This is a genomic window from Pseudoflavitalea rhizosphaerae (genome assembly GCF_003991355.1).
GTDB lineage: Bacteria > Bacteroidota > Bacteroidia > Chitinophagales > Chitinophagaceae > Pseudobacter > Pseudobacter rhizosphaerae.
This window is the reverse complement of record NZ_RCSU01000005.1, coordinates 289,439-315,966: the sequence shown is the minus strand read 5'-3', so window position 1 is coordinate 315,966 and position 26,528 is coordinate 289,439. Positions and strand designations below refer to the sequence as shown.

The following is a 26,528-nucleotide window of genomic DNA, read 5'->3' as shown; positions in this document are numbered from 1 at the left end:
GTATGAGATTAGTATACAATTCTCCGGTGGTATTGCTCTTATTTATTCTACTGGCAGCCGGCTGTAGAAAAAAAGACCTGCAAACCAATATCAGTCCCATCAATGTTATCGTTCAGGCATCACATGCAGATGACTATGGATTTCCTCTGAAGGATATTAAGCTGACATTGAAAAACACCATTACCGGTGCAGATCTGACGCAACTTTCAGATAAAAACGGGATCGCCATTTTCAGTGAGGTATCGTCCGGCATTTATGATGTAAGCGGCACTATCACTGTTGATAAAACTACATTTGAAACTGTAACCGGCTTGATCACAGAACAGGAAGAAGTTCACCTGAATGGTTCGCTTACCAGGCTTACCCTGAACCCCAACAACAATAAACCTGTAGAGCTGAAACTGGAAGCAGGTACGATTGGTCAATGGGTGATCAAACAAATCTATTATGCAGGAAGTAATACTAAAGATGGCGCAGGCTTCCGTGACCAGTTCATAGAGATCTACAATAACTCCAATGATACTCTGTATGCAGATAGTCTTTATTTCGGACAGGTGGGTGGCAGCAGCGCCAATTTCGCAACAGTAGATCTCAATAAGCCATACTTTATCAATGATCCTTCAGAAGCATTGTATAAGGCATGGGACTGGAGCAAATCAATAGGTATCAATCCTGCCGATGCATCCGCCTGGAAGAATTACATTTACATGAAATCATTGTATCGCCTGCCAGGACATGGCACCCAGTATCCTGTAGCTCCTGGTAAAAGTATCGTGATTGCGCAAACAGCGCTGAATCATAAAAGCCCATATGTTGGAACGGATAATAAACCAATCGAGATAGTAAATCCGGCTCTGACCGTTGATCTTAGTAATGCTGACTTTGAAGTGTACCTGGGAGGCACAATACCCAATGCTTTCAATTCAGACATCGACAACGGCAATGTACCCAACGCATTTGTAGTTGAATACAGCGGAAGAGACCTCGTACTGGACAATCCTGGCCGGGAGGCAATCGTGATCTTCAAAACAGATAAGTCGTTACCTGAATTCGGAGATGCTGCTACACCCAAAGGGTTTGGCTATTATCCTGACCCAACAAAGCAGGTGATTGATGCTTCAACCACTTACTTCTACCAGATCCCCAATAATATCATCATTGATGCAGTGCAACTCCAGCATCCCAGTCCCACCAGCAGTCAGCGGGCCCCGCGCAAACTGGTCAACTCATTGGATGCCGGGCCAACAAACGTTCCCGATGGAGCCTTTTCCTCCCAGTCACTGATCAGGAAAACTGCAAAAATTGTTGGAGGAAGAAGGATCTTGATGGATACCAATAATTCCGCCAACGATTTTGATTTCCTCGAAATGGCAACACCCAAAGGATTTAAAGATTAATCATGCTTTCATCCAATAGAAATATCTTTTCATTTTGTATCCTGCTGCTCCCCCATCTTGCTTTGGCGCAGCAGGATACAACCATTTATCCGCATTCAGAATCATTCCACCTGCACTACAACAGTTACGCCAAAAACCCTTTGTTGCAACCCCTGCTTAAACTGAAAAACTATAATTCAGTGCAATTGGGGTATCGGTCTGAGGAAGGTGATTACAGACCGTCTCAGGCTCCCGGGAAACAAAGTGATATTTGTTTCTATACGGAAGGGACCAGGCAGATAAAGAAATTTCTGGTAAGCGGCAGTTTTGGTTGGACCAATAGCCAGGCTGACAGTCAGGCTTATACGCTACGGCATGACTATAAAGAGCCCAACCCGTATTATTTTTATACAGCCCAGCCCGGTAACTGGCAGTCTATCCGATATGATTTGCAGGGTATCGTAAGTGTTCCACTTCTGAAAGACAAGTTCACCGTCGGCGCTGGTGCAAAGTACAATAGCGCCAACAACTGGAGAAGTAATGATCCACGCCCGGAAGAGTTCTCAAATCATATGCAGGGAAATATCGTGGCACATTACAGGGTACATACAAAACATGTGATCGGCATCTCAGGCGGATATATTCGCAGGAATACTGATGCAAGCTGGGAATACCGGAACGATGCCAATGTCTCCAGACCGCTGCTGCAGGTTTTTCTCGGTAACGGTTATGGCAATGTTGAACCCAAAGTAGGTATCCTCAAAGGCACCTTGAGTACATTGACTACAGGTTATGTGGCAGAAGGCGTTTATGAAGGAATATACAACTTCGGCACTCTTACGCTGAATGGGAAATATGAGAATACAGGAACAGAAATTTTCGACAGACCTGCTCAACAGAATGAAAAAAGACTTGACTATGGCGAATACAATGCCGATGTGTATGTAGCTTCACTGAATTGGAACAAAGTAATCGGATTGAACCAGTTCAATGTTTTGTTCAATTATAGCGATGAACTGGGCAAGGACCATAATGAAATGCTCGCAGGTACTGCGTTTATCTATTCCCTGGAGCAGGTAAAACTCCATACGCTATGGTCCAGGCTGAACAATGAAAGAAAGATAAAATATGAGCTGGGTGTTTCCCTTCAACTTCAAAACCAGGTGAAATTGGATGGCGCAATAGGACAGAAAGCAGAATACCAAACCGGTGAAGCTGCCATAACAGGCGCATACTATATTTATTTCCCTGAGAACAAAAGCATGCTAAAAACCATGCTCAGCGCAGCCTTCAGCCATCCATTCTATGCGGATGCCAAATCAGTGGCGCAGTTGTTCAGCTTCACCCAGGGAGTTGTATACAGGGATTTCTATTATTTCAACGCCAATACCACCAGCATCGGCGCCAACTTCACATACCAATTCCCCGTGATGAAGACGAATGCCTTTATTCAGCTGTGTGGCAATCTGGTAAATGCCAATATCGCCAATCCCAAAGAAGGACTTATCCCCTGGTCATATCCTGGTAGCAACAGGGTGCAGTGGCAATGCAGTATTGGATTAAATTTGTAAGATGAAGAAGCGGATCATTATTCTTACTGGCTTTGTTTTGTTATTGTCTACCTGTTTACTTTCATTCACCAGTGAATACAAGCCCTGGTTTGAAAATGATCCGTTTGCGGATAGTCTCCGCATCGTATACAGCCAGCCTTCATCACAATGGCCGGCGCCTCATGTTGATGCCGGTGTGAATTGGGAAGAGCTCGGCAGGCTGCCCGATGGGCCACTGAAGAATCCTACCGGTCAGCAACAACCGGTAATCGATCTGGGCAAAATGCTTTTCTTCGATCCCCGTCTCAGCGGATCAGGACAGATCTCCTGTGCTTCCTGTCATGTTCCCGATCTCAGCTGGACTGACGGCCGCGAACGCGCTGTAGGCCATGACCACCAGACCGGCCAGCGCAATACGCCCACCATCTTCAATATCTGGTATGCTAAACAATTGTTCTGGGATGGCCGCGCCAATAGCCTGGAAGACCAGGTGTTCGGCCCAGTTAACAGTGAGATCGAAATGCATAGCGATATGGCGCTGGTGCCTTCAAAAATCGGACAGATCTCAGGTTACAGCCCCCTCTTCAAAGCCGCTTTCGGCGACGATCATGTAACTGCCGATCGCATTGCAGAAGCCATTGCAATGTTCGAACGTACCGTGGTAAGCCGTAAAGCTGATTTCGACCGCTTCCTGGAAGGGAAAAAAGAAGCTATGAGCGATGCAGCCCTCAGGGGGCTCCATCTCTTCAGGACAAAGGCCCGCTGCATGAATTGCCATAATGGTCCATTGCTTACTGATAACGAATTCCATAATATCGGACTTACCTATTATGGCCGTGAATACGAAGATCTCGGCCAGTACAATATCACCCGCAAAGCCGAAGATATAGGCAAGTTCAAAACACCTTCCCTACGTGATGTGATCCGCACCAGGCCCTGGATGCACAACGGATTGTTCGATAATATAGAAGGCGTGATGAATATGTACAATGCCGGTATGCCACAACCGAAAAGAAAACCCAACCAGGAGAACGATCCCCTCTTTCCCAAAACGGATACGCTTTTACAGAAACTGAACCTCACGAAAAATGAAATTCAGGACCTGATCGCTTATCTCAACAGCATTACGGCTGAGCCCTGGAAAATGCGGCAGCCGGTGCTACCAAAATAACTTACAAGGCTCCTTCTTTCCATTATTTTATTATTTCCTTTTCCCGACCAATGTTACTCCATTGGTCAGTTTTACTGTTAAAATGGATACTGACCCAACCTGCATTCCCTGATCCCTGAAAATTATTCATTGAAGTATTTCGATATTTCTATACTTTTGTATCCTCGTATTGCAACACAACCATCCACACATCAACGATGCTATATGAAATCACTCCCATCCGGGAGGCAGCTATTTCATTCACTTAATCAAAGCAAAAAAATGAACAGGTCGATTTATGTTATGGCATTGGGAGCATTCGGGATTATTACAACCGAATTTGGAGTGATCGGCATACTTCCTGCACTGGCAAAGGAGTTCAGTATTTCCATCGATACAGCTGGCTGGCTTTTGAGTGCATTTGCACTCACCGTGGCGCTGACGGGCCCATTCACAACTGCCCTAACAGCCAGGATCAACCGCAAAACGATCCTTGCCCTGGTGCTGGCGGTTTTTGTAGTATCGAATATCCTCTCAGCATTTGCGCCCAGCTTTACTTTCATGATGATCGCACGTATACTCCCCGCCTTCCTGCATCCTGTGTTCTGGGCCGTGGCCGCTTCTGTAGCAGCACGCGAAGCTGGACCTAAAGATGCGCCAAAAGCAGTGGCGACAGTGATGGCAGGACTGAGCATCGCAACCGTATTGGGCGTTCCGCTCACCACCTATATGGCTGATCTCTTTAACTGGCAGGCATCTTTCTACCTGGCTGCTTTCATCAATCTTATTGCATTCGCAGGCATGATATTACTGGTACCCAGCATGCCTGTATCGAAGGAACGCAGCAGTAATGTATCCGACCCGATCCTTCGCAGTCCGTTTCTCTGGATCAAGCTCAGCACTACACTTGTGATGCTGGCCGGTATGTTTGCTACTTATAGTTACCTGGCGGAATTCCTGAACAAGATCACGCAAATGAGCGGCGCAGAGATCAGTATCATGTTACTGGTATTTGGCGGAGCAGGCATTGCGGGCAACTGGGCAATGGGCATCTGGCTCAGTAAGAACGTGATGCTCACAACCCGCATCTTTCTATTGTCGCTGGTACTCACGCATATCCTCGCTTTCCAGTTCGGTGGATATTTTGTACCGATGGTGATCATCCTGAGCATCTGGGGCTTCATTCATACGGGCGGATTCCTGGCAGCGAATATCCATCTCACTGCTTATGTTCCGCAACAATCGCTGGAGCTGGTAAACAGCCTGTTGCCTTCTTTCTACAATGCAGGTATAACTGCAGGCTCCTTACTGGGCGGTTATGTAATTGCACACTACGGTACAAAACAGGTGATCTGGATGGCGGTGCCTTTACTCCTCCTTGCCTATGGCATGAGTTTTTATACACAGAAGAAACCTGTTGCTACAACTGAGTTAGAAACGACGCCTGCCGGCAATCGACAACCGGAGCCGGAGCCCGTTCTCAGCGAGTAACTGTATCTTTGAAAATGCACTTCGATACAAATACCATCCAGGAATTCCTGGAAATGAAATATAATTATGTACACGATGTAGAGCCTGTGGCCGATGGATGGTGGTCGCAGGCCCTTACGTTCTTTACAGGTGAAGAGAAACTGGTGCTGCGCATCAACCAGCATCCGCTGGACTTTCAGAAAGATGTATTTGCCTGGGAACATTTCAACAGTGAAACCATTCCTGTTCCGGAGATCAAATCCACCGGTAATTTCAACGGGGATTATTTTTATTGTGTATCGGAATTTGTGGATGGGATCCCATCAGATCGCGTTTTGCTTGCGGAGGACCTTCCTTTAAAACTTCCATTGGCCAATACAATTCTCAACCAGCTCGATCTTATCCATCAGCTGCCTGTTGACCAATTGAGCGGTTGGGGATACACCGGCGCCAATGGCAACGGCCTCTTCGAGTCCTGGGAAACATTTCTCCTGGCGATCCACAATTCAAAATATCCCGCCAGTTGGCAGGAACTCGCAGCCAAAACCTGGCTGAATGGTCCTCTTTTCGAAAAACTCCTGGAAAAAATGATAACCTGCTTTCCTTTCTTCCCGAAAGAGAAACAGGTACTGCACGGCGATTATGGATTCGATAATCTCTTGCTTACGCCAGATGGCAAAGTGGCTGCCGTGATCGACTGGGCTGAAATGATGCTGGGTGATCGGTTATACGACCTTGTGCATATGTGCGAACCCTGGATGCAACGCACAGGTATATCCTATATCGATTTATGGAAAAAGAGAAAAGAAGAAAACGGAAATGAAGTATTGAATTTCGATAAAAGACTACAATGCTATAATATCCACTATACATTGTTCCATATGCATATCCATACAGTCAGGAAGGAAGAGAAAGAATACCAGGAAATGGAAAGATGGGCGATGGAGAATTTGTAACCTCGTGGCCATATTCGTATTCAAGGTTGATGCAACCTAAATAAGGTCTTTTGATTTTCATCGGCACTTTCATTCTGAAGTTCAAAAACAGCAATGCTGCATTTCACGGACCCTGTCGGTTGGAAGACCAGGCTTTTTGAAGGATAAATCTTAATTCAGATCGAAATACCATTCCAGGAAATCATTGAAAGATCTCCATTGCGGCGATGCATCGCCCACAAGAAACTCGTTCAGTTTCCTGCCGGCACTTAGTTCCGCCACCTCACCGGTAACGCGGTTGTAAAAGAAACCCGATTCAGCCTCAAAACTGTCCAGCGGAAGGTATTCATCCGGAAGATGGAGCAATTCATGCGTACGTTTTATATCGAGCTTATACTGTGAATTGACAGAGAACCATCCGATCTGGTAAATATCGCGGCGCCTGCTGTGAAATACCGGTCCATCCTCGGCATGGCTGTAAAACTGCGCAAAGGCAGCCTCGGAGGGAATACCCAGATCCCTCATCACATCCGAATAAGATTGCGAGAGCTGCTCGAACCACCAGCCTTTTGTTTTACAATATTCTATGACTTTTGAAGACAACATGTTTCGTTTTCTTATATGGTTTTAGAAGGGGCCATCCGTTTCCGGATTGACACAGGGTCCTGTGATTTCTCCATAAAGGTATAAAAATCTGCGGCAAGCCTTCCCATTGAACCCGCTTAAAAAGAATAGCTGTTTACCGTTGACAACATTGAAATGTATTCAAGTGAATATTTGAACATTTTAATCAATCTTCGGTTATTGCTTAACGTTATTTTCAAATCAGCCGCAAATTGCAAAACAGACCCCGGGGTCTATAAAAAACGAACACCTGTCTTGTAGTAGAAATTCTAAATACACATAGAAGTTCCTGGCACAGGAATGGTTAGGAATAACAGTGGAATTCTATTTTATCTCACATAGGTGAAATTTTATAGACAGGCCGAAAACCTTTACCAGACTGCGTCTTATCATTCATAAAATTACACTTGACCTTGATAATAAGAATTTTGAGGTAACAATGATCATCTTATTCGTTCCATTAATTAGAAAATTTTAACAAGGCCTGTAAGCGCTTACATATTGCATTTATCAAAGAAAGTAGTAGCTTTGCATCATAATCGAAATCTCCTTAGAAGACCCTCCTTATCTCTCAATACCATTATCGCTCTACCTGTCGTTCTCTAGTTCTCCTATGTAATCTCTATGTAACCATTTGTCTTGTTCAGTAGTTTCTTACAGGATTAATTCCATCCGTTGAAAGCCATCGTTGATCACCATCGTCCTGGGAATTACCATTCCTAAAACTATTATTATGTATCGTACCCTTTGGATCCTGATGCTGTGCATTGGCGCAGGCAACATGGTCATGTCTCAAACTACCCCTACTCTTCCTGCATTCACATGCTCAGGAACACCGCTTACTTCGAATTCTGCCATCAATTCAGGCGACTACTATGTTAGTACTTCAGGCGGTAATTTCTCAAATGTTTCCCTTAACGGAGGTAGACTCATTATCTGTGGCAATTCCACTTTCAACAATTTCAATTTCAATAACGGAGTGCTCATTATCAATAACGGAGCAACAGTTACCATCAACTCCCAGTTCAATATGGGTGGAAGCATGCAACTGATCAACTACGGCAATCTAACCCTTGGCACCAATGCCTTTCTTGGAGGAATGATTTATAATCATAACGGCGCCTTACTCACAGTTGCGGGGCCAACAACGCATTTGAACGGCGGTTCGTTTTACAATAACGGCGTCATGTCATTTGTGAATGTAACCGTGAACAGCGGAACTATGCAAATGGGCTCAGGCTCTGTATTCCATGCAAGAACGATTTTCAATAACCCGGCAGATTTCGTTACAGTTCCGGTTGGAACTGCCTGTATGAGTTTCGATGTATCGCTCGGTGGCAACAACAGGATCACCAATACTGCCAGCCTGAGGATCCATCAGAAAACCGGCGCATCAGCACCATCTACAAACATTACGGGTCCGGCTCCTGTAACCGCCAACAGTGCCGGTTGTGCTACATCGTTACCATTGACACTCACATCATTCACCGGCAGCCGCAAAGGCGATCAGGCAGAACTGACCTGGAGCACCAGCTATGAAGAGCAGGTAAGGTCATTCTTCATCGAACAAAGCAGCAACGGGCGCGATTACGCGGCCGTGAAAGAAGTGCCGGCCAATAACCGTCCAAGCGTATACCGCAGCACTGTAGCGCTTCCCAATAATTCATGGTTCAGGTTGAAGATGGTTGACATCGATGGCACAACTACCTATTCCTCCATCGTAATGGTGAAGCAACTCTCCACCGGATTTCAACTGGCGCTGCAATCCAATCCCGTTCGCGGAGGCAATACTGCTGTAGTGATCTCCACACAACAGGCGCAGCAAGGCACACTGATGGTGATCGACAATAGCGGACGCCTGGTGCGTCGCACTCCGGTAACTGTTCAGAAAGGCGACAACCGTGTTGCGATGGACCTTTCCGGCGTGAACAACGGACAATACTTCCTCTATTTCCAGGGAAACCAGGACCGCAGTCAAACGGTTTCGCTTGTAAAAATGTAATTCGGTAATTCTGAAAATAGCAAAAGGGGTGTTCTGATTCTTTATCAGGAACACCCCTTATAACATGCTGTATGCACCACAATACAACGAACAACACGGGAAGGTCATCCTTCTGCCGCAGACGCTATCAACAATGGAAAATGCAGCTCTTGTTTCCCGGAGGCTCTTCCATTGTTGATGGTCTCTGCGATAGCCAGGTATTCCTGGTTATCCTCCGTGACCTGGGCAATCTTCAATAAGAGGTTACTGCGGTAACCGGCCGACGTTTTGCTTCATGCTTTTGATGCTTCTGTTGCAGCATCGATCGCGGGATCTATATCTTTTGAATTACCCCTCGCGGCTTTAGTGAATAGTATGCCGGCGATGGGAGAAATATTGCTGAAGTAATTCCCGCCCGAAGAGGCCACCCGGGCGCCACCAATGTAGTGATCGGATTTTTCTATGAACTGTGGGCGGGATGCCACAGCAGGTCTGGGCCCTGATGCTGTTGAGACACTCATATCAGCAAGATTTATCGTTAGAATTTGCTACGTGAATTTCATTGATTCCTCATCAAACCCGCCTCACTTTCGTGTTTTTTAATAGCACGATCGTACTTTTCTTGTCCCACCGTATTACAATATTCCTTAACTTGTTTTTACAACCGACATGAATGCCGATCAAAAGCTACCTCTCCAAAATCAACCTTACTCATCCTAAACAGTTGCAGACACTCGTGGAGAACCGGCGCGTGTTCAATATGAAGAACTGTGAACTCAATGTATTCGAGACCTATCAGAACGCCTATCATGTCCCCCTCACTTTTAACGACCTGGTGATTACCAGTATGGTGAGAGGTAAAAAGATGATGCATCTTTATGATGAGCCCACGTTTGAATACCTTCCCGGCGAAACATTGATCGTTCCCGCAAACAAATCGATGGTCATTGATTTTCCCGAAGCCGATATGCAAAACCCCACACAATGCATAGCCCTTGCAGTAGACGCTTCCTATGTGAAACAGACCATGAACTTCATGAATTCCTATTACAATACGGAGGCAGATGATCATGAATGGACGCTCCAGTTCAGCCAGTATCATTTTTCGAACGACAATGAGATTTCCAGTATCATCAATAAACTGATCCGCGTTTGCAGCAGCGGTGAACTTGCCAAGGATATTTTTGCAGACCTGGCCATGAAGGAATTATTGATCAGGCTGGTCCAAAGCCAATACCTGAAACGGATCTCAACAGAGAAAAACAGCAATAACAATCAGGGTAAAGCACAGTTTATTCTGCACTACATACAGGAACACCTAACCGAAAAGATTTCGGTGGATGCACTGAGCAAACAGGTGTATCTCAGCCGGAATGTATTCTTCAAATGGTTCAAGGAACAATTTGGCATCACACCGCTTGACTATATCAACAGCGAAAGGATGAAACTTGCAAAGCAATTATTGGCCGATTCCGGTAACAGCGTGGGTTCCGTGAGCGCCCAATGCGGGTTCAGCGACGTGAACTATTTCATCAGGTTGTTCAGGAAACTGGAAGGGATCACGCCCAAAGCCTATAAAGACTGCATTATGTACACTCGCCGCTGACAATTACTGCTTCTTTTTTTTCGTTATCTCTTTGCGGTGCTCTCTCCCCCATTTGATCATCTCCAGGATAATGCCACCGAATGATTTACAGTAATCGGTTGATGTGTATTCTACCTCCACCGGAGGGCCTGCATACACCGTCCTTTTCACCAGCTTGTTCAGCTCCATATCTTTCAATTCCCTGGACAGCATTCTTCTTGTAATACCTGGAATACTTCTTTCAATTTCCCTGAATCGCGTATTGCCATTGCATATGGAATTGATGACGGGAATTCTCCACTTGCCGCCGATCACATACAGCGTATCCTGTAGCGCCTGGTATTCTTCTGACTGATTCCTGTACATAGTTGTGGTATACTTGGTGATACTGGTTACAAAATTATACCACTTTCCCCATAGCTTTGCATTAAAATCAGAAAAATGAAAAGATTCATCAAAAAGCTGGCAATAGTAACCGGCGGGAACAGTGGAATCGGCCACGCAACGGCAAAGGCATTGATAGCCGAGGGAGCAATTGTGATCATTACCGGAAGAAGAAAAGAAGCTGTTGAAAAAGCAGCAACCGAACTGGGCGCCATCCCCTTCGTGGCAGACCAGGCAAACCTGGAAGATATACAGCGGTTGAAAACACATGTGGAGGCCGAATATGGAAAAGTGGACATACTCTTCGTCAACGCAGGCATCACAGGAACTGGCGGCCCTATCGAAACCACCAGCATCGAGAACTTCGACAATGTAATGAACGTTAATTTCAGGGGAGCTTATTTCACATTACAGCAATTCATTCCCTTACTGAACGATGGCGCTTCTGTGGTGATGCTCTCCTCTATTGTAGCAAGTATGCACAGCGCTAATAATTCAGTATACCAGGCCAGCAAGGCGGCATTGAATTCCATTTCCAAAACTGCCGCCAGCGAGCTGGCAGCCCGCAGGATCAGGGTGAATATGGTGAGCCCCGGCCCTACCCGCACTGAAGTACTGGGCAAAGCAGGACTGGACCCTGCCGGCGTGGAAGCGCTGTATAATAACCTGCAGGAAAAAATCCCGCTCAAACAGATCGGCACAGCAGAACATGTTGCACAAATGGTATGCTACCTGAGCAGCGCAAATGCCAACTTTATTACAGGATCAGAATTTGTGATCGATGGCGGAATGACTTTATGATCTTACCGAATAGGCAAAGTGAATTATCAATCAGATGACAATGAAGCCCTGAACCTGACTGCAAAACTGAATGAAGCGAAAAATGAACTTACAGACAGTTGGGGATCCGAAAGGATCAATGACGCAAATTGGCCATCCGGATACATAATGGAATCAGACCAATGGACACAGCGATAAAAATGGACACCCGAACATAGTTGAGCATTTGCCAAAGAGATGTTTTACTCACCAGGTTCTCCGCCACTGATCGCGTTTCCGCTATCTTCTGAAAACTGATAATATTAGGCGCAAAGAAAGCCAGCGTCCAGACCCTTACTGCAAAATGAATAATAAACAAGATCAGCAACCAGTTCCTGGCAAATTCAATCTTCCAGCAAAATATGATAGCCAGAATAAAAGTTATTTCATGCAGCGAGTGTAAGATGATCCAAAAGTTCTTCAGGCTTGCTCCCTGCCCGCTCAGTAATAGCCTGAAATTGTCTGGAGGGGATGTTGTCCATTTGGGAACGAATACCAGCGTTTCAAAGATTTGAGCCCCATTCATCAGAAAATAGACAAGGGTAGTGATATAAAGCCAAAGCTCCGCTCTCGAGAGATAATTGGTAGTTATGTTTTCCATTTTAATATATTTTCGATGTAATGCATCTAATAATACATCCATATCGATGTAAAATTACGTAATAAAAACAACTTTATAAGATTTCAGGCCTTTTTAGACTAAATTTACATCGAATCAGACCTTTATTATGAGTGAACTAATTAAGTTGATCACGGCCTGGGAGGAGTACACCAAAAAACATCCGGCCAGTTCAGCAACTGAATTCTGTATGTATTTCCTGGCAAAAGAGAGTAATAGCCATTTGTTCGATGGACTTACGCCACCGGACCTCGATACAGTTTTTGCAAAACTGGTTGGAAGGCTTGCTGGCATGCATACTGTTTATTCAAAAATGGCTTTACAGGAGATACCCGGATTTGAACTGGAATGGTTTTATTTCCTGAATTCCATTTATCAACTGAAGGAAGTAAAGAAAACGCAGGTAATACAATACAACTTTACAGAACAAACCACAGGCATCGATATTCTCAACAAGCTGAAAAAACACGGATACATCACAGAACGAAGAGACCCCGGGGATAAGAGGGCAAAACTGGTAAGCATTACCAGGACTGGTGAAAAAACACTCTTCAGGCTCTATCAACTGCTCTACAAACCTACCCTGCTGATGTATAACGATATTGATTACAAAGACAAACAAGTTACAATCAATATCCTTAAGGATACTGAACGCATTCACCAGGAATTGTTATCAGGCTCAAGGAATAAATCGATAGACGACCTCCTCGTTGAAACATTGGGAAAAGAAAAGTTGGCTCAGCTGGAGCAGGAACAGAAAAAAAGGATCAGTGAATTTTCAGATGCAAGACGAAAGAAATGATTTTTAAATGGACAAGCAAATCCTGGAACAAACAACAAATCAGAAATGCCTGTTCCTGTCTGTATTGAGGGGGTTGATCAGCGATCTGTTAGAATAGGTGGCCAGTTCAAATTCACTGACATTCATAGATAGGAATGAAACATCAGTAAGCAGCAGTGCCAGCTTTTGTATGATAAGACTGGAGAGTGCCGCTTTTTGACTGGTGGTCCTGCCTTCCATTATACCAGCATAAATGTGCAGGAAGCTTTGCTTTCCTTCGCCAAGTAAATAATTATCGTAACTATTGATGCGGACCTTGATGTCGTTCGGAGCAAACAAGCCGGTGGAATCGGCAGCGGCATAAACGGTGTTCATTATAATAGCTGCCGGCTGCATAGCCAACACATTGCTTGAACATTCTATTACAAAATGTGGCATAGGATGAAGCAGTTTTGAGTTGAATGATTTAGGCGAAGTAACAAAATAAAGGGGGGAAAAATTGCGGAATATTTTCGTGCGATAGGAACAGGTATTGCAGCCTTGTTTTCCAAAATGCAGCTTAAAATGAAAAAAGCTACGCATAACGTAGCTTTCTGTGATCCCGCTGGGAGTTTAAAAAGCGTTACTAATCATTTCTATATCAATGTTTTACAACTCTATATTTCAAAAACCTACCCGATTTCCTACCCTCCACAATTATACCTGTTTGAATCGGTTTAAGCCATAGTTATTATCAGTGCGAAGATATAAAATAACATAATACAGTATAATATGCATGAAAGACAATTATTTCTGACTTGCCTATTAATGAGGATTAGTATGAAAAATTATTGAAAAAGTGACTGGGAAGCATCATTAGAAAGGAATAGACTGTGAAGAATCGAGGAAATTGTAGAGCATTTAAAGCCGAAAAAATCTTGATTTGGACAGTATCAGTCATTGGCAAGGCTTCGGCTAAAGTAAACTTCCCAAAAGGGTGTAAAATTGACTATGCGGACCTAGTAGGCGGTTCATGGACTACTGCGCAAAAGGAAGCATCATTTCAGGTAATCGCCCTTCCTCACGGCCAAATATTGGCAATAGAGCAGAAATGAACAATTCTGCGTCGATATTGACATACCTAATTACTTTTTCCAAAAGACCTTGTTCAAGATTACAGTAATCAGGATTGGATTTCACAAGATACCTTCTGCAAGCAAATGGTCGCACTTCATAAATTGAACATTCATTGTTTTTCAAAAAGACACATCTCTTTACTTGGCTTAAAGGAAAATCTGATTCACTTATGGCTAATTTTGATTCTAAATAGTGGGGGGAAATTGAGAAACCATTTTGCCGGCAATAATCTGCAATTACAATTGCTTCAATTTTTGATATTCTAACATTCAAATTGCAGCAAAATGAACATCCCTTTTTACAGCTGACCTTACCTTTCCTTAATTCTCTTTTATTGAATACTTCATCCAATGATCGGAAAGCAGATAATATGGCTTCCCCTTTATTCTCATTCCAATTACTTAAGAATCTGGTCTGATAGTCCTCAATAAACTGAACGATTTTTCGATGTAATTCCTCATTCTCCCCAAATCCAGGTTTGAGTCCCAATGCCATATTTAGTTCAGGAGTAATATATACAGAAGCATAACTCATATCTTAAATAATCCGAATATTTCAGACGAAAGTACGTCGAATTTAATTACCTCGCAGCTTTCCAGCCGTCATTAGTTTTTAAGGCAGAAAATCCTTTTAATTGAATTGTATCTCGCTTAGGCAAAGTTCCATCGAGATAAACCTCCCAAAATGGCGTAAAGTTGATTCTTTTTACCTGGTAGGTTATTTCGGCACCGTTGAAAGCGGGTATTTCACGAATCTCTTTGATATCGTCAAATTCAACATCACAAGTTTTAAACCAGCTCTTATATTTCAATTCGCTTGTTTGCTCGTCTTTTTTGGGATTACCCTCAGTGTAATATTTCTTCGATTCGAGGGAAGGCGTCACCCTAAATAAGTATTCATGTCCGAAAGGAAATCCACTACGGTCACCAATATATTCGACCGAAAACATACCTTTTTCTGAAAGCCTATAATATACTCGAGGAAGTGAATCCCAATCATGAATTACTAGTCCATGCTCAAAACTTTCCTTTTCTGTAACAGGGAATTTGATGGCTTCTTTAATAATTCTTTCGGCCTTGCTACTAGTCAGCTTATCACTACAACCAGCTATTAGAAAGGTAAAAACAACAGACAATAGGTTAGAAATTAAAGATTTCATTGGATGATGATTTAGATATAGTAAACTTATTAAATTAATACAAATTAATAGCTATAAAATGCTTATTTACAGCAATAATTAGGCCATCTAAGTACCTCATACAGCTTAAAGCACACTAAGATTTTTTTCCCATCAACATCTCCAATATAGCAGCAAGCTGATCACTGTAATTGTCCTGACCCAGACCCAGCTCCACAGCCATTACAGCCATAAGCGATTGCGATTTGCTATATTTTACAGGTCCACTATACCTATATCTGAAATAAACTGTCTTCTCATTATCTGTGAGCTTTTCTACATCCCATCCATTGAGAAGACCTTCAATTTCAGGTGTAATGAGTTGTGGCCTGAAAAACTCTTCCATTTACCAATATTTCACAGCATCTGAAATCCATAATAATTCAATATTGTTCTCTACCAAACCAACGAGATCGTTAGATGCAAGAAAGTTGTCAGATACTAGTTCCATTTGCCTATTTAACATCACTGTGTTTCCACTAGCATCCCCTTCTTCTTCATCTGCATAGTAAATAAATTCTGCCGTCACAGCGCATAACTTAAATGTTCTTCTGATTTCATCCTCTTCCTCCCACATGGTTAGTAGCAAACTGGGAAATTCACCTACATCTAGGATTGTAATTAGATCTCCCGCCAGGTAATATTCCGTTGGTTCATTGTTTTTTCTGTTTTTTATTACTTTTCTTCTCATACCTATTAGATTTTTGTTTTTCAATTTTTCATTTCAAAGTGGATCAAATGAATTCAAATAAAATTGACCTGTAACTTCTCTATAGAATCAGCATTATTTTTACACTGCCATAACTTATTTTTCCTACCTGCAGGCGATTCATAAATAAAGCTTACAGGCAATGAACAATCTATTTCTAAATGATCATTCTTATCAGGAATGGTTAGTGGGTCTTAAAAGGCAAATCCGTGCAGCTCAATCCAAGGCAGCCTTGCAAGTCAACAGGGAACTTTTGACCCTTTACTGGCACTTAGGCCAGCAAATTCAGGAAAAACTAAAGGTCGCTTCCTGGGGCGATGCCCTTATTCCCCAACTATCGACAGATCTTGGTCGGGCTTTTCCTGAAATGAGTGGATTTTCAACCCGCAACGTTTTTTATATTCGCAAATGGGTGTCATTTTACTCTCAGGGCTCAATTGTGCCACAAGCTGCGGCACAATTGCCGGAACAAGGAAATACAGTATTAGGACTTATTGTAGAAATACCCTGGGGGCATCACCGAGAAATAATTACAAAGTGTAAGAATGTAACTGAAGCTTTATTTTATATCCAGGAAATTATAAATAATAATTGGTCAAGGGCCGATCTCCTAAGGGAACTAAAGGGAAATCTTTACCAAAGAAAAGGAAGCGCCCAGCATAATTTCGCGGCCACCCTCCCACAACCGCAAGCTGACCTCCTCCGCGCAACCTTAAAAAGTCCATACATTTTTGATTTCTTGACCATTGGAAAGGAGGCAAAAGAGCGAGATCTTGAAAATGCGATGATTGACCAGATTCAACGATTGCTCCTGGAACTTGGTCAAGGATTCGCATTTATGGGAAAACAATACCAACTGAAGGTCGGTAACAATGATTTCTACATTGATTTACTTTTTTACCATTCGCGTTTGCATAGCTACTTAATCGTGGAGCTTAAAATTTGTCCCTTCAAACCTGAATTTGTCGGTCAGTTAAATTTCTATCTTTCTGTAATAGACCAACAATTAAAGCTACCATCCGATAATCCGACAATAGGATTATTATTGTGTAAGAGTTCTGACAAAATTGTAGTGGAATATGCTTTGCGAAATCTAAAAAGTCCCGTGGGAGTTTCAGAGTACAGGTTAACCAAAGAAGTCCCAAATGATTTTAAAGGTAGCCTACCGTCAGTTGAAGAATTGATGAAAGGATTGCAGAATAAAAATAACTTAGGGGAGAAATAAATTAAAGTCCATTCAGTGTTTGAAGCTCTTTTTTAATTTTTTTCAGCATGTTAATCTCCAATTCCGCTATATCACTCCATCCAAAGGAAACTAGGTTAGTATCTTCCAGGTGGTAAATAATTTTAAGATCATCAGACATACTGATTCCTGTAATACGTTTGCCTTTATCAGTTGACAAATGGATATACTTCTTAAAAGCAACATCTTTATAGGCCTTTTCTTCGGTTAAATGATAAAGCCCGGTAATTATTTTAATGAGTTTTATTTTTTCTTGTTTCATAGAAGTCATTTTAATTCGGGCCATGTTAATGTATTAAGTTCTTCGGATGTAGGATATCTAAGATATTCCTGTTCTGGCCCCATCCAGTTACTACTCAAATCAGAATGCACTTTTACCCAAGGTCGGTCATAGTGCTTGTGTCCAATGATGACAGGATGAATTATTCTCTTTTCAGGATCAATCAATTCGTTAGTGGGAGCATCCCACATTAGCTTAGTTCCAGGTTTTAAGTGGCTAATTTTCATTATTATAAGTTGTTTCAAGCCATTCGGTGTCCATTACAACAACGTTTTCTGTAGAATCAATTGAATAAAATGAATTTTGCTCTAATTCTTTAAGAACTTCGTTAACTGAAAGTTCTGAATCAATTATGATTTTGATTCGCGCATAGAATGTTTGTCGCATATAGATAAAATTTAGGTTTTAATTGAAATTTATTTATTTTCACATCTGTAAATAGTGTGGCAGATTGAAGGATCGCTATGCATTAATAGAAGGTTCTTTCTGAAGAGCAATATGCCATTATCCTAATAGTAATTATAGCATGTCATCAAATATATCCGGGAGAAGCTTTCATAAATTGATCGAATGATAATACAGTACTTTTCTCAATTATATCATCTTCAGATTCGCATATTTCAAAATCTCCATAATAACTTCCATCAAAGTAAATAAGATCTCCTCCTATTGAAAATTGCAACTCAACAAAACCAGTACAATTCTCGCCGTGTACTTTAATATTTCCATAAGTCCATGAAATATTAACTGGCCCAATTACGGGGCCGTCAAACCCCCAATCATCCATTTCTTGACTGGGATCGAATCTTCCATGAAATAGGTGTAGGTAAAGCATAAGCATATTCTTTTGTCCCTATTGAATTTCTTTCAATAAAAGAGCATTAATTCAATAGCATTTGAGTTATTAAGGTTCAATAAAGAAATGTTCTTTTTTTGCAATGTCCCATGCCTCATTCCATATGCTTGTATCTTTACAACAATTAACATTAGCGTCTCTTTGTAATACCCTACGGAAAGCTTCATTCATAGCCATGTTAGCATCGCAAAATTGATGAGAGGCACAAAAACTGCTATTAAAGCCTTCGGAATCGTTACGTTTATTAATAAAGGAAAGCTGTTCGTATGTTAACCATTCTTTTAAAATTTTTGAGAAAGCACAGGCAATTATATTGATAAGTCTTTTATTCATAATAATTGCGTATTGATTTTAATAGTAGACCATTGAGCATTATTGATGCAGAAACAAACTGATTCATAATGAGCTTTTATAAATAATAAAGCCCGAACATTGTATTCTATATTCGAGCTTCTTAGTAAAACATAAAAGTATTAAACAAGAAATAAGTAATTACGAACTAATTGACAAAGGGTATAGTTTCTTATTGTGACAAACCATGTAGTTGCACCCATATAGGCACGTTCTCTTTTAGCCATAGAATAGCTTCTGAAGGTGATTTATGGGTTGCAAGTATTTGCTTATTTCCATCTTTATCAGTGTCTACCATGTAGTATTCATGAACAGACGGACGGCAATGCAAAGAATTGAAAAAGTCAATGTACCCTTCATCGAAACAATTTCCTTTTACCTGTTCCAATTTTCGTACAATGTTGTCCTCCTTATCATAGATTACAATAATTAGTCTTTCACCTGGAATGGGCCCGGATGGATCAGGTCCAGAACACAATGTATAAACTCCAAGGTGTCCATTTTTAGGAGATCGGTATCCTTTTCGCTTTGTTGAATTTGACATACAATAGTTTTCCTTTTTGTTAAATTAAAAATTAAAAGACTGATCAAATTCCAAACCGGTTAGTTGTTCTAATTCTGAAAGGACTTCAATAAGTTCTTCGATCTTTAAATGATGGAGATATTGCGGATCTTCGGGATCATCATACTCATTTTTTTGATGAAAAAGTAGTGTGATCTCTACGTCGTTAAATTCGATATCAATTCCTGTTATGTAATTACCAGAACCATCAGAAAGATCAACAGGATTTGGAAGAAGTACAACTCCATAATTCTTATCATCAACTTTCTTATAGAAATAAAGAATTCCATCGAGAATATATTCCCTTGCCCTAGCAAACACTTCTTGAATTTTTTCAGCTTTCATTTTACAATATTTTTTAAAAAACATTAGAGTTTAAAAACCTGTAGACAAATCATTCATGTGTGTACAACTGTATATTATAGAATGGCCTTACTGGTTGTAAGATTGTAATCTCCTTTTGTTCCTTCAACCACTCGACGTGCCCATGTGGTATGAAGTTGACTTTAGCCAAAGCTTCTGTATACGGAAGTATATCCAAAAACTTATGATGAAATAGAACTTCGGTAGTAAAAGGGGTGTACTTAATAAGGTGTCCGAATTCGCCCAGCAGTAGATTCAGATTTACTTTGTCACTTCCGAATCCATCAATACTAGCAAAATATTTGGCAACATTAATATCTTCCGTAAATGATAAATGCTCCATTTCCGGATGGGGTTCAAGAGTAGTAACAGCTTTTTTTAACAGAATGCCTCGATAAATTTCTGTTGGCATAAACATAATTTGTTGAAGAAGCATTTGGCTAACTCTAATTACTGTGTCCTTATGTATTTTAAAATAATTGTCGGCTGCATTTAGTTTGATTGGGACAAGTGCATTAATTGACCAATTAAAATAAATGCCAAGATCTCCCAACATATCATAGAGTGAATACTTTTTTAGATGTGACATAATTCTTCGGTATTTTGCAAATGGAGAAGATGAAAATGCCCGGATACAATTGCGCATCCGGGCTTGAAATGTGAAATCAGAAAGAATTTAAAAACTATTGAGGTAGGCCGCTATTACATCTCCATGACATGGGAATGGCTTACAAAAGCATCCCAAACGTTTACCTTTTAACTGATGAATCCTATCTTTGAACTCCTGGTCAGTTTTTAATCTCTTATAGAAGTAATCCTTAAATTTTTGAATCGTGCTCCCCCCCTCGATTCACCGGGCTGAAGTCTTATTGGGTTTCCCAAATATCCATCTTCTCCCTTTCCAGATCTTCCTATATCCTGATAGATTGCAGTAGTCTGCATCAATGAATTTTTGTTAGTATAGTGTAAACTGCAACGATCTTATTGGTCATTTTTTCAGATTCCTGAAGGCCGTGTGGGTATAGAAGAAACCAATCTTCACTTCATTTTGAGATCAAGAATGAATTATAGCATTATTCCAAATCATTTTATTAGACTTATACACTTCGATAGTAGATTGTCCATCATTTTCACACGGCTGCATAAGCTCTTCTGTTTCTAATAAAACCCTGCTTTCAACTAACCCATTCTCTTCATTCATAATTACTTCAACCGGATTGGCCTCTAATATCTCGACTAGCTTCGACATATCAATCCCTTCATTGAAGCATAATCGATTCCAAATAGTTACTTTAATATCTACATAATTATTGCTCATAAAATTCTATTTAGGAATGTTTAAAAATATACACTATCTAGTTTAATCCAGAAATGTGTAAACTAATTTTCCAGATTCAAAGTGAATTTCAATTTCGTTTTCTGAAATCGGATGGAACTGCTTTTGGGTAGGCCAACTGCACCAACTATTGGTGATCTTATCTCCAATGATAGTTTTTAGAGCAAATTGATTGGTTTGGTGTATAGAGATTTCTCTTTCGCCATAATCTTTTTCTAAAATATGCTCATTGTTTACTTTCCTAAATAGTTTGGCTTTTACTTTTACTCCCAACTTCATTCTATTTTGGAAATCGGAAATTGTTTTCATTTTATTAGTTTTTATGATAACTGAGAGTATAGAAGGCGGCTATCCTTTATGTATTTAGCCTAAGAAATCACTTACTTTATCAAGTATTGTCTTCTCGTTTTCAGTTGTTTTCATTCTAGCTGAATAGTCATTTCGTAATGTGTCAGGGTCTACAATCAATGGTTTCATACTAGCGATCATCTCGGTGATATTAGGATCGTTAGTAAAGTTTAGTCGAGGTAATAAGTCCATCAAATCTTCAATATTTGTAACAAGTGAGTTTTTGAATTTTCCTTCTTGGTCAGAAAGTTTTTCATACATATGATGGATTACTTTTTGAATTCTCTCCCATATGTCCTGTGTTGCCTGATAAATACGCTCATTAATACTATCTTCAATTTGCTTTTTAAGCACTATTTCATCAAGGGAACTTACTCTTATGCGAAAATCTTCTAGGTCTGCTATTGGCATTGTTACCGCTTTGAGATCGATTTTTTTAGCAAGGTCTGGTACTGAAGGATAATCAGTTTCTCTATACATTCCGTTCAATCGCTTTTTTGCATGTTCTTTTAATTCAGGAAATAGCTTCACGAAATTTGCACATGCTTCTTCAAATTCTTCTCTGTATTTTCTGATTTCTTGAAGAAACGTAAAGATATTTTGAGAGGGAAGTAATCGATCTCCATTATCTCCCCAGGGTAACGTAGATTCATAAAAATAGTTTCTAGCAGCAGATGCTATTTTTTGAATTCCTTTCAATTCATCATCACTGATAAGTATTTTATTAAAATTGCCAGCATTTGTAGCATTATGCTCCTTTTCAATTTCATGAGTGATCTTTTTATCGTTTTTCCTGCCTGACCATTGTTTAATGTTCAAATTGGCTAACATTGCACATTGTGATAAATCTTTCATAACATTTTGTTTTAGATGAATTAATCTGTAACCTGAATAACTTCTCCGAATGGTGGATCGAAGTCAAAATCTCCAAATTGAGCCCAGAGTATATTATATTCGGGAGCCGGGGGGAACGATAGGCATTCTCCATCAGTTAAATACACAACTATTTCGGGATAAAGATTATGGTCATCGATAAATTCAAACCCGGGTTTAAAGTCAGTTCCGCCTCCCCCTTTGGGAGTAAGACAAATTGGTTCGTCTGGATCTAATTCCTGAACAGCTTGAACTTTTGTGTCAACATAGATAACAGTAAGGGGAATTTTGAAAGACGAAGTTATTTCCTGTATTTCTGCACCAAAAGCATTAATGCGGTCATTCGATATACTACCAGAGGTATCGACTATTAGTACTGTGGCTCCCACTCGCGGAACTTCTAGTGAAGGAAGATAAAGGCAACTATGTAAGTACCTGGCAGATGGCTTGGTCCAGGTATAATCATCCTTAACAACTTCCGTAAAAAATCTTTGAAGTGTTTCCCGCCAACTAACCTTAGCTTTAATAGTTTCAGATACTATTCGTTCAATGAAGTCCGGAAGATTTCCCTGAGCACGCGCAGTCATTGCTGCTTGTGTTATAGCCTGCTTTATCTTTGCTTCAGCTTCTTGCTTATTTTCTACTTCAGGCAGGTCGTCTACATCTCCCATGCCTCCGATATCCTGTGGTATAGAACTATCCTACCCATCAGAAATATCCTCTTTTTTCAAAATTGCGTAAATACGCTCCGCACTCATATTTTGAAACCGATCATCCAATAAAGCATCATCCGGCAACTGAAACTTTGCTTTTTTTAGCAATGGATTAATGGCATAATCCGCAGCTTTATTCCAAATAGCTTTATCTCTGTTAGCTCGCCTTAAATGATGCAAAGAGGAAATATGTAAAACTTCATGGGCAATGACAGTAGCGATCTGTTTAATAGGTAAATTTTCGATAAAAGAGGGGTTGTACCTTATGCTAGTTCCATTAGTGACTGTGGTTCGAACTTCCTTGTCTTCAACATAAGATAGTCTCAAAGCAAGTGAAGCAAAAAAGGATGATCGAGAATCAATTGAATTCTTGCTTTTTTTAATTTTTCAACATAATTCATTATAATATGATTAAATCATCAAATCAGATTTCTCTGTTGACCATTCAATGAACTCGCGGGTATGTGCTACTTCAGGAGATCGTGTAACTCCATCTTTAATGCAAGCAACACCTATCTCATCAGGTAAGCGTTTTAGATATGTGATGATGGATTTGATATTGCTATCAGATAGTTTCCTTGCTAATGCAGCGGAGATTGCATATTGGGCTCCTGGGTCGTCAGGCATAATAGCAGTGCCTGGAGAGAGAATAATTTGATCCACAGAAGGTAATTCTCGGTAAATCTTTAAGAACGTCCGATACTCTGTAGCAAAAGCTTCTCTAGCAGCACCTTTAAAAACTTCAAATTCCAATTTTTCAACAAGTCCTGCTAATTGTTGTTTACCTACATTGGCAAAGGTCCTGGGTGATGGATAGTTGACTAGATCTTGTGTTGGATTAAATTCATCAAGCATGGAAGGTTTGAATCTGGCGAATGCTATCAATTCAGTCGGCATATTATGCTGGATGGCCCATTTAACCCAATCATCGGTATCAACTGTCAGCTCAACGATAGAAACAAAACGTGATTTTACTGGTTCTAATATTCCGCGGACACCTGCTTTATCCTGTCTTCGATTACTAGCTGCAATAAAAGTAACCTGGTCATTAATGACATGACCATTGATTCGTCGTGTCAATATCAGTTGCATACAAGCTGCTTGTACTGCCGGTGCTGCCTGTCCTAAATCATCCAAAAAGAAAACTGTAGGTTCTTGGGCTACAATTAATTGATGCAAATCACCAAACGGGAGGAAGTCAGCAACTCCTTTTTTTGTTGGAAACGGTAACCCTTTATAGTCTGTTGGGTCGCTTACGACCGGATGCGAAATGATAATGTTTTGTCCAAGCCGGCGTGCAGAATTAATAATTATATCAGATTTTCCGCAGCCCGGTTTTGAGGTGATTAATGCCGGAAATCGGTTTTCCATACAGAAAATTAAATACTCCTGTATCTCAGATGGTTTCATACAATAACTGTTTATTGATTAAATTGAAAAAGGCAGAACTTTCGTCCTGCCTCTGTATCTATTTGAGAAAAGGTTTTACGCCGCTTTCTTTGCCACTTTCCTTTTTGATGAATTTCTAATTTTCGGCATATTACTATTTGTAGGTTTCACTTTTCCCTTTTTCAATAATTCCGCCTTTTGCTCCTGTAAAACTGAAATTCTTACTTTCATGTTTGCTTCCCTTTTCTTAGCTTTCTCTGCTTGAGCAGCTTTAATTTCGTTAATAGGGAAACACTTCATTTGTTCTGCAATCATCCTAAATAGGTACCCGGATGGATTATTAGGCATGTTTGTGCTATATTTCTCTAAGAAAATATGTCGAAGAATAAATGTGATTTGCGTTTTTGTAAGTTTTAAAAGAGCATTGTAATATGCCTCTAAACTTTTTGAATTATACAAATCTGGAGTTTTCAAAATCTTGAAAATCTTTTCTCGCTTATGCCAGGGTAGCAATTCTAACATCAGATGATTTATTACGGCTGTATCGCATGGTAAAGGCTTCAAAGGCAATGAGTCTATTTTCTCATAACCTATGAAGGCTTTAGAAATAGCTACTTGTATATGCTCCTGATCCTTTTGTCTTTTCAGTTTATCCCAATCATTAATTCGTTTAATTTCATTTTGAATTTCCACTGGCGTAACCCCATCTTTCTTCGTGTTAACTTTCTTGGTCTTCTTTACTATAGGAGTAAGCTCTATATATACATACTTACCAGCACTGTTCCCTGAATGATCTTCTACCATGAATGCTTTTACATATTTTCCGGAGGCAACCATTTTATCAAAAGCGATCTTCCTGTCATTAAAAGATTTAATTTTATCCTTGAATTCTTTCTGGGCTCTAGTGTTGGGCATGCCATTTTTTCTAGCTCTCGCTAAGAATAATTCTTCGTTTGGTTGTTCAGGGACTTCCACCAATTTACATTCTGCGCCATAGCCTTCTTTTAGGATTTGACAGCCTTCACTTTTTAATTTTTCAATCATTTCGAATTCACCATACCCTTTATAAATGAAAGGAATCGACGGATCTTCCTTGCAATTGTTAATTTCCCTTTCAATATGCAAGGAAGTCTTATTGTTAAAACAAGTCAAATTAGTACAACGAGGATTTTTTACATCTTCCGGATAAAGGGACACACTCGCTGTATTGAACGGGCATCCAATACATGCACCTGCTTTTGAGCATAACGTGGTATCGGAAACATTAAAAGCAGCTTCTGAAAGAAATCCTTGATACTTCTCAATCAGGCTAGTGTTTATATAAATTTGCGGGCTTGCAGACTTTTCGTCCTCTTTACTTACTTTGGAATTATATAATTCCTGTTGTGCAGAAATAGGTAATCGAGCAATGTATAAGGCTTGTTTGATGGGAATGGCGGATAATGATACCATACGCTGCCACTTTGGAATAAGATCATTTAACTTGATGTTCTGTCGTATAAAATAGACTGTTTTACCCGTTTCAATAGAAATATCTTCGATAGATTTCTTGCCCTTGTCAATTAGAACTTTTAAGCTAATCGCTTGCTCCATCGGGTTAACATCTTCTCTTTGTATATTTTCCATGTGCTGAATAACTCTGGCTTCCTCATCTGTGAAATTCCGAACAATGGCGGGAACCTCTACCAAATTTGCCTTTTTTGCATTGTGGAATCGACGTTCGCCGCAGACTATCATATAGCCATTCTTATGCGGTCGTAGTAATAGAGATTGTATGATACCCTTTTGTTTAATTGCTTCAAATAACTCCTGATCTTTTTCCCTATTGAATGTTTTTCTTGGTTGATCAGGATCAGGCACAATTTTTTCGATTGGTACACGCATGAGAATTTCATCCTTAGTCTGAACTAAAGTTTCCATGTTTAAATTTTTAATTGA

General features: G+C 40.6%; 34 protein-coding genes and 1 pseudogene. 11 read left to right on the top strand and 24 right to left on the bottom strand.

All coding sequences use genetic code 11. The features are described from left to right. Positions 1-2: 2 nt before the first annotated feature. The 5 genes from D9Y29_RS11190 to D9Y29_RS11170 all read left to right on the top strand — a co-directional run bounded on the left by D9Y29_RS11190 (position 3) and on the right by D9Y29_RS11170 (position 6,502). Positions 3-1,397, top strand: a complete 1,395-nt coding sequence (locus D9Y29_RS11190) for a DUF4876 domain-containing protein (protein WP_127128050.1) — start codon at positions 3-5, stop codon at positions 1,395-1,397. Positions 1,398-1,399: 2 nt separating this feature from the next. Beyond that, positions 1,400-2,947, top strand: coding sequence for a DUF6850 family outer membrane beta-barrel protein (locus tag D9Y29_RS11185; RefSeq protein WP_127128048.1), 1,548 nt, complete (start codon positions 1,400-1,402; stop codon positions 2,945-2,947). 1 nt (position 2,948) lies between these two features. Next, positions 2,949-4,097 (top strand): cytochrome-c peroxidase, encoded by a 1,149-nt coding sequence (locus D9Y29_RS11180; RefSeq protein WP_127128046.1) that lies wholly within the window; start codon positions 2,949-2,951, stop codon positions 4,095-4,097. Between the two features lie 261 nt (positions 4,098-4,358). Then, the gene (locus D9Y29_RS11175; protein WP_127128044.1) at positions 4,359-5,567 is read left to right on the top strand and encodes an MFS transporter; all 1,209 of its coding nucleotides are present in this window, start codon (positions 4,359-4,361) and stop codon (positions 5,565-5,567) included. Positions 5,568-5,581: 14 nt separating this feature from the next. Then, positions 5,582-6,502: a phosphotransferase family protein gene (locus D9Y29_RS11170; protein ID WP_127128042.1), complete on the top strand. Its 921-nt coding sequence runs from the start codon at positions 5,582-5,584 to the stop codon at positions 6,500-6,502. Positions 6,503-6,652: 150 nt separating this feature from the next. On the opposite strand, the gene D9Y29_RS11165 is transcribed toward D9Y29_RS11170, so the two are convergent. Then, on the bottom strand, positions 6,653-7,087 hold the full coding sequence (locus D9Y29_RS11165; RefSeq protein WP_127128040.1) for a hypothetical protein: 435 nt from the start codon (positions 7,085-7,087) through the stop codon (positions 6,653-6,655). Positions 7,088-7,838: 751 nt separating this feature from the next. Here D9Y29_RS11165 and D9Y29_RS11160 point away from each other — a divergent pair. Beyond that, on the top strand, positions 7,839-9,107 hold the full coding sequence (locus tag D9Y29_RS11160) for a T9SS type A sorting domain-containing protein (protein ID WP_127128038.1): 1,269 nt from the start codon (positions 7,839-7,841) through the stop codon (positions 9,105-9,107). Positions 9,108-9,178: 71 nt separating this feature from the next. Then, positions 9,179-9,346, top strand: coding sequence for a hypothetical protein (locus D9Y29_RS26525; RefSeq protein WP_164735369.1), 168 nt, complete (start codon positions 9,179-9,181; stop codon positions 9,344-9,346). Between the two features lie 33 nt (positions 9,347-9,379). On the opposite strand, the gene D9Y29_RS11155 is transcribed toward D9Y29_RS26525, so the two are convergent. Continuing rightward, positions 9,380-9,607, bottom strand: coding sequence for a hypothetical protein (locus D9Y29_RS11155; RefSeq protein ID WP_127128036.1), 228 nt, complete (start codon positions 9,605-9,607; stop codon positions 9,380-9,382). Between the two features lie 152 nt (positions 9,608-9,759). On the opposite strand from D9Y29_RS11155, the gene D9Y29_RS11150 reads away from it, so the two are divergent. After that, positions 9,760-10,692, top strand: coding sequence for an AraC family transcriptional regulator (locus tag D9Y29_RS11150; RefSeq protein WP_127128034.1), 933 nt, complete (start codon positions 9,760-9,762; stop codon positions 10,690-10,692). Positions 10,693-10,695: 3 nt separating this feature from the next. Here the strand turns inward: D9Y29_RS11150 and D9Y29_RS11145 are convergent, their stop codons facing one another. After that, positions 10,696-11,037, bottom strand: a complete 342-nt coding sequence (locus D9Y29_RS11145) for a winged helix-turn-helix transcriptional regulator (RefSeq protein WP_127128032.1) — start codon at positions 11,035-11,037, stop codon at positions 10,696-10,698. 75 nt (positions 11,038-11,112) lie between these two features. Between D9Y29_RS11145 and D9Y29_RS11140 the strand changes: the two genes are divergently transcribed. Then, positions 11,113-11,856: an SDR family oxidoreductase gene (locus tag D9Y29_RS11140; protein ID WP_127128030.1), complete on the top strand. Its 744-nt coding sequence runs from the start codon at positions 11,113-11,115 to the stop codon at positions 11,854-11,856. A gap of 115 nt (positions 11,857-11,971) precedes the next feature. On the opposite strand, the gene D9Y29_RS11135 is transcribed toward D9Y29_RS11140, so the two are convergent. Beyond that, positions 11,972-12,475 carry a transposase gene (locus tag D9Y29_RS11135; RefSeq protein WP_127128028.1) on the bottom strand — a complete coding sequence of 168 codons (504 nt, stop codon included), beginning with the start codon at positions 12,473-12,475 and terminating at the stop codon, positions 11,972-11,974. A gap of 127 nt (positions 12,476-12,602) precedes the next feature. On the opposite strand from D9Y29_RS11135, the gene D9Y29_RS11130 reads away from it, so the two are divergent. Continuing rightward, entirely contained in the window at positions 12,603-13,295 is a 693-nt protein-coding gene (locus D9Y29_RS11130) for a MarR family transcriptional regulator (protein ID WP_127128026.1), read from the top strand. 39 nt (positions 13,296-13,334) lie between these two features. On the opposite strand, the gene D9Y29_RS11125 is transcribed toward D9Y29_RS11130, so the two are convergent. The 5 genes from D9Y29_RS11125 to D9Y29_RS11105 all read right to left on the bottom strand — a co-directional run bounded on the left by D9Y29_RS11125 (position 13,335) and on the right by D9Y29_RS11105 (position 16,258). Next, positions 13,335-13,712, bottom strand: a complete 378-nt coding sequence (locus tag D9Y29_RS11125; RefSeq protein ID WP_127128024.1) for a 5-carboxymethyl-2-hydroxymuconate Delta-isomerase — start codon at positions 13,710-13,712, stop codon at positions 13,335-13,337. A 579-nt stretch (positions 13,713-14,291) separates the two neighbouring features. Then, complete coding sequence (locus D9Y29_RS11120; RefSeq protein WP_127128022.1) at positions 14,292-14,924, bottom strand: YkgJ family cysteine cluster protein; 633 nt, start codon at positions 14,922-14,924, stop codon at positions 14,292-14,294. A 46-nt stretch (positions 14,925-14,970) separates the two neighbouring features. After that, a complete protein-coding gene (locus D9Y29_RS11115; protein WP_127128020.1) occupies positions 14,971-15,549 on the bottom strand; it encodes a hypothetical protein in 579 nt (192 codons plus the stop codon). A 115-nt stretch (positions 15,550-15,664) separates the two neighbouring features. Then, the gene (locus D9Y29_RS11110; protein WP_127128018.1) at positions 15,665-15,913 is read right to left on the bottom strand and encodes a hypothetical protein; all 249 of its coding nucleotides are present in this window, start codon (positions 15,911-15,913) and stop codon (positions 15,665-15,667) included. Then, the gene (locus D9Y29_RS11105; RefSeq protein WP_127128016.1) at positions 15,914-16,258 is read right to left on the bottom strand and encodes a hypothetical protein; all 345 of its coding nucleotides are present in this window, start codon (positions 16,256-16,258) and stop codon (positions 15,914-15,916) included. It lies immediately after the preceding gene. Between the two features lie 160 nt (positions 16,259-16,418). Here D9Y29_RS11105 and D9Y29_RS11100 point away from each other — a divergent pair, with 160 nt between their 5' ends. Continuing rightward, positions 16,419-17,501 (top strand): PDDEXK nuclease domain-containing protein, encoded by a 1,083-nt coding sequence (locus D9Y29_RS11100; protein WP_127128014.1) that lies wholly within the window; start codon positions 16,419-16,421, stop codon positions 17,499-17,501. 1 nt (position 17,502) lies between these two features. Here D9Y29_RS11100 and D9Y29_RS11095 read toward each other — a convergent pair whose 3' ends face one another. The 15 genes and pseudogenes from D9Y29_RS11095 to D9Y29_RS11030 form a co-directional block, all read right to left on the bottom strand. Next, complete coding sequence (locus D9Y29_RS11095) at positions 17,503-17,781, bottom strand: hypothetical protein (RefSeq protein ID WP_127128012.1); 279 nt, start codon at positions 17,779-17,781, stop codon at positions 17,503-17,505. Between the two features lie 234 nt (positions 17,782-18,015). Then, positions 18,016-18,186 carry a hypothetical protein gene (locus D9Y29_RS26520; RefSeq protein WP_164735368.1) on the bottom strand — a complete coding sequence of 57 codons (171 nt, stop codon included), beginning with the start codon at positions 18,184-18,186 and terminating at the stop codon, positions 18,016-18,018. A 145-nt stretch (positions 18,187-18,331) separates the two neighbouring features. After that, the gene (locus D9Y29_RS11090; RefSeq protein WP_127128010.1) at positions 18,332-18,634 is read right to left on the bottom strand and encodes a hypothetical protein; all 303 of its coding nucleotides are present in this window, start codon (positions 18,632-18,634) and stop codon (positions 18,332-18,334) included. A 69-nt stretch (positions 18,635-18,703) separates the two neighbouring features. Continuing rightward, complete coding sequence (locus D9Y29_RS11085) at positions 18,704-18,988, bottom strand: hypothetical protein (RefSeq protein ID WP_127128008.1); 285 nt, start codon at positions 18,986-18,988, stop codon at positions 18,704-18,706. Between the two features lie 190 nt (positions 18,989-19,178). Then, positions 19,179-19,550, bottom strand: a complete 372-nt coding sequence (locus tag D9Y29_RS11080) for a hypothetical protein (RefSeq protein ID WP_127128006.1) — start codon at positions 19,548-19,550, stop codon at positions 19,179-19,181. Between the two features lie 24 nt (positions 19,551-19,574). Then, positions 19,575-19,913: a hypothetical protein gene (locus D9Y29_RS11075; protein ID WP_127128004.1), complete on the bottom strand. Its 339-nt coding sequence runs from the start codon at positions 19,911-19,913 to the stop codon at positions 19,575-19,577. Positions 19,914-19,962: 49 nt separating this feature from the next. Further along, positions 19,963-20,520, bottom strand: coding sequence for a hypothetical protein (locus tag D9Y29_RS11070; protein WP_127128002.1), 558 nt, complete (start codon positions 20,518-20,520; stop codon positions 19,963-19,965). Positions 20,521-20,607: 87 nt separating this feature from the next. Continuing rightward, complete coding sequence (locus D9Y29_RS27045) at positions 20,608-20,763, bottom strand: DUF4326 domain-containing protein (RefSeq protein WP_420902511.1); 156 nt, start codon at positions 20,761-20,763, stop codon at positions 20,608-20,610. 222 nt (positions 20,764-20,985) lie between these two features. After that, positions 20,986-21,249, bottom strand: coding sequence for a hypothetical protein (locus D9Y29_RS11060; protein WP_127128000.1), 264 nt, complete (start codon positions 21,247-21,249; stop codon positions 20,986-20,988). 42 nt (positions 21,250-21,291) lie between these two features. Beyond that, complete coding sequence (locus D9Y29_RS11055) at positions 21,292-21,576, bottom strand: hypothetical protein (RefSeq protein WP_127127998.1); 285 nt, start codon at positions 21,574-21,576, stop codon at positions 21,292-21,294. 54 nt (positions 21,577-21,630) lie between these two features. Next, on the bottom strand, positions 21,631-22,470 hold the full coding sequence (locus D9Y29_RS11050; RefSeq protein WP_127127996.1) for a hypothetical protein: 840 nt from the start codon (positions 22,468-22,470) through the stop codon (positions 21,631-21,633). Positions 22,471-22,490: 20 nt separating this feature from the next. Continuing rightward, entirely contained in the window at positions 22,491-22,877 is a 387-nt protein-coding gene (locus tag D9Y29_RS26880; RefSeq protein WP_277601121.1) for a VWA-like domain-containing protein, read from the bottom strand. 24 nt (positions 22,878-22,901) lie between these two features. Continuing rightward, a pseudogene (locus D9Y29_RS26875) lies at positions 22,902-23,585 on the bottom strand (vWA domain-containing protein); the annotation flags it as partial. A gap of 27 nt (positions 23,586-23,612) precedes the next feature. Beyond that, positions 23,613-24,611, bottom strand: coding sequence for an ATP-binding protein (locus tag D9Y29_RS11035; protein WP_127127990.1), 999 nt, complete (start codon positions 24,609-24,611; stop codon positions 23,613-23,615). Positions 24,612-24,686: 75 nt separating this feature from the next. Next, positions 24,687-26,510, bottom strand: coding sequence for a ParB/RepB/Spo0J family partition protein (locus tag D9Y29_RS11030; protein WP_127127988.1), 1,824 nt, complete (start codon positions 26,508-26,510; stop codon positions 24,687-24,689). Positions 26,511-26,528 lie beyond the last annotated feature (18 nt).

Bases quoted from the DNA above. Each gene is read 5' to 3' on its own strand.
- D9Y29_RS11035 (WP_127127990.1), bottom strand. From the start codon at position 24,611: ATGAAACCATCTGAGATACAGGAGTATTTAATTTTCTGTATGGAAAAC.
- D9Y29_RS11110 (WP_127128018.1), bottom strand. From the start codon at position 15,913: ATGGAAGAGTTTTTCAGGCCACAACTCATTACACCTGAAATTGAAGGT.
- D9Y29_RS11145 (WP_127128032.1), bottom strand. From the start codon at position 11,037: ATGTACAGGAATCAGTCAGAAGAATACCAGGCGCTACAGGATACGCTG.
- D9Y29_RS11105 (WP_127128016.1), bottom strand. From the start codon at position 16,258: ATGAGAAGAAAAGTAATAAAAAACAGAAAAAACAATGAACCAACGGAA.
- D9Y29_RS11095 (WP_127128012.1), bottom strand. From the start codon at position 17,781: ATGAAACAAGAAAAAATAAAACTCATTAAAATAATTACCGGGCTTTAT.
- D9Y29_RS11070 (WP_127128002.1), bottom strand. From the start codon at position 20,520: ATGTCACATCTAAAAAAGTATTCACTCTATGATATGTTGGGAGATCTT.
- D9Y29_RS11085 (WP_127128008.1), bottom strand. From the start codon at position 18,988: ATGAATAAAAGACTTATCAATATAATTGCCTGTGCTTTCTCAAAAATT.
- D9Y29_RS11125 (WP_127128024.1), bottom strand. From the start codon at position 13,712: ATGCCACATTTTGTAATAGAATGTTCAAGCAATGTGTTGGCTATGCAG.
- D9Y29_RS11075 (WP_127128004.1), bottom strand. From the start codon at position 19,913: ATGAAAGCTGAAAAAATTCAAGAAGTGTTTGCTAGGGCAAGGGAATAT.
- D9Y29_RS11185 (WP_127128048.1), top strand. From the start codon at position 1,400: ATGCTTTCATCCAATAGAAATATCTTTTCATTTTGTATCCTGCTGCTC.
- D9Y29_RS11175 (WP_127128044.1), top strand. From the start codon at position 4,359: ATGAACAGGTCGATTTATGTTATGGCATTGGGAGCATTCGGGATTATT.
- D9Y29_RS11170 (WP_127128042.1), top strand. From the start codon at position 5,582: ATGCACTTCGATACAAATACCATCCAGGAATTCCTGGAAATGAAATAT.
- D9Y29_RS11140 (WP_127128030.1), top strand. From the start codon at position 11,113: ATGAAAAGATTCATCAAAAAGCTGGCAATAGTAACCGGCGGGAACAGT.
- D9Y29_RS11060 (WP_127128000.1), bottom strand. From the start codon at position 21,249: ATGAGCAATAATTATGTAGATATTAAAGTAACTATTTGGAATCGATTA.
- D9Y29_RS11160 (WP_127128038.1), top strand. From the start codon at position 7,839: ATGTATCGTACCCTTTGGATCCTGATGCTGTGCATTGGCGCAGGCAAC.
- D9Y29_RS11090 (WP_127128010.1), bottom strand. From the start codon at position 18,634: ATGCTTTACCTACACCTATTTCATGGAAGATTCGATCCCAGTCAAGAA.
- D9Y29_RS11150 (WP_127128034.1), top strand. From the start codon at position 9,760: ATGCCGATCAAAAGCTACCTCTCCAAAATCAACCTTACTCATCCTAAA.
- D9Y29_RS26520 (WP_164735368.1), bottom strand. From the start codon at position 18,186: ATGCGACAAACATTCTATGCGCGAATCAAAATCATAATTGATTCAGAA.
- D9Y29_RS11190 (WP_127128050.1), top strand. From the start codon at position 3: ATGAGATTAGTATACAATTCTCCGGTGGTATTGCTCTTATTTATTCTA.
- D9Y29_RS11055 (WP_127127998.1), bottom strand. From the start codon at position 21,576: ATGAAAACAATTTCCGATTTCCAAAATAGAATGAAGTTGGGAGTAAAA.
- D9Y29_RS11165 (WP_127128040.1), bottom strand. From the start codon at position 7,087: ATGTTGTCTTCAAAAGTCATAGAATATTGTAAAACAAAAGGCTGGTGG.
- D9Y29_RS11050 (WP_127127996.1), bottom strand. From the start codon at position 22,470: ATGAAAGATTTATCACAATGTGCAATGTTAGCCAATTTGAACATTAAA.
- D9Y29_RS11030 (WP_127127988.1), bottom strand. From the start codon at position 26,510: ATGGAAACTTTAGTTCAGACTAAGGATGAAATTCTCATGCGTGTACCA.
- D9Y29_RS11115 (WP_127128020.1), bottom strand. From the start codon at position 15,549: ATGAAATCTTTAATTTCTAACCTATTGTCTGTTGTTTTTACCTTTCTA.
- D9Y29_RS11100 (WP_127128014.1), top strand. From the start codon at position 16,419: ATGAACAATCTATTTCTAAATGATCATTCTTATCAGGAATGGTTAGTG.
- D9Y29_RS11120 (WP_127128022.1), bottom strand. From the start codon at position 14,924: ATGAGTTATGCTTCTGTATATATTACTCCTGAACTAAATATGGCATTG.
- D9Y29_RS26525 (WP_164735369.1), top strand. From the start codon at position 9,179: ATGCACCACAATACAACGAACAACACGGGAAGGTCATCCTTCTGCCGC.
- D9Y29_RS11080 (WP_127128006.1), bottom strand. From the start codon at position 19,550: ATGTCAAATTCAACAAAGCGAAAAGGATACCGATCTCCTAAAAATGGA.
- D9Y29_RS11130 (WP_127128026.1), top strand. From the start codon at position 12,603: ATGAGTGAACTAATTAAGTTGATCACGGCCTGGGAGGAGTACACCAAA.
- D9Y29_RS11135 (WP_127128028.1), bottom strand. From the start codon at position 12,475: ATGGAAAACATAACTACCAATTATCTCTCGAGAGCGGAGCTTTGGCTT.
- D9Y29_RS11180 (WP_127128046.1), top strand. From the start codon at position 2,949: ATGAAGAAGCGGATCATTATTCTTACTGGCTTTGTTTTGTTATTGTCT.
- D9Y29_RS11155 (WP_127128036.1), bottom strand. From the start codon at position 9,607: ATGAGTGTCTCAACAGCATCAGGGCCCAGACCTGCTGTGGCATCCCGC.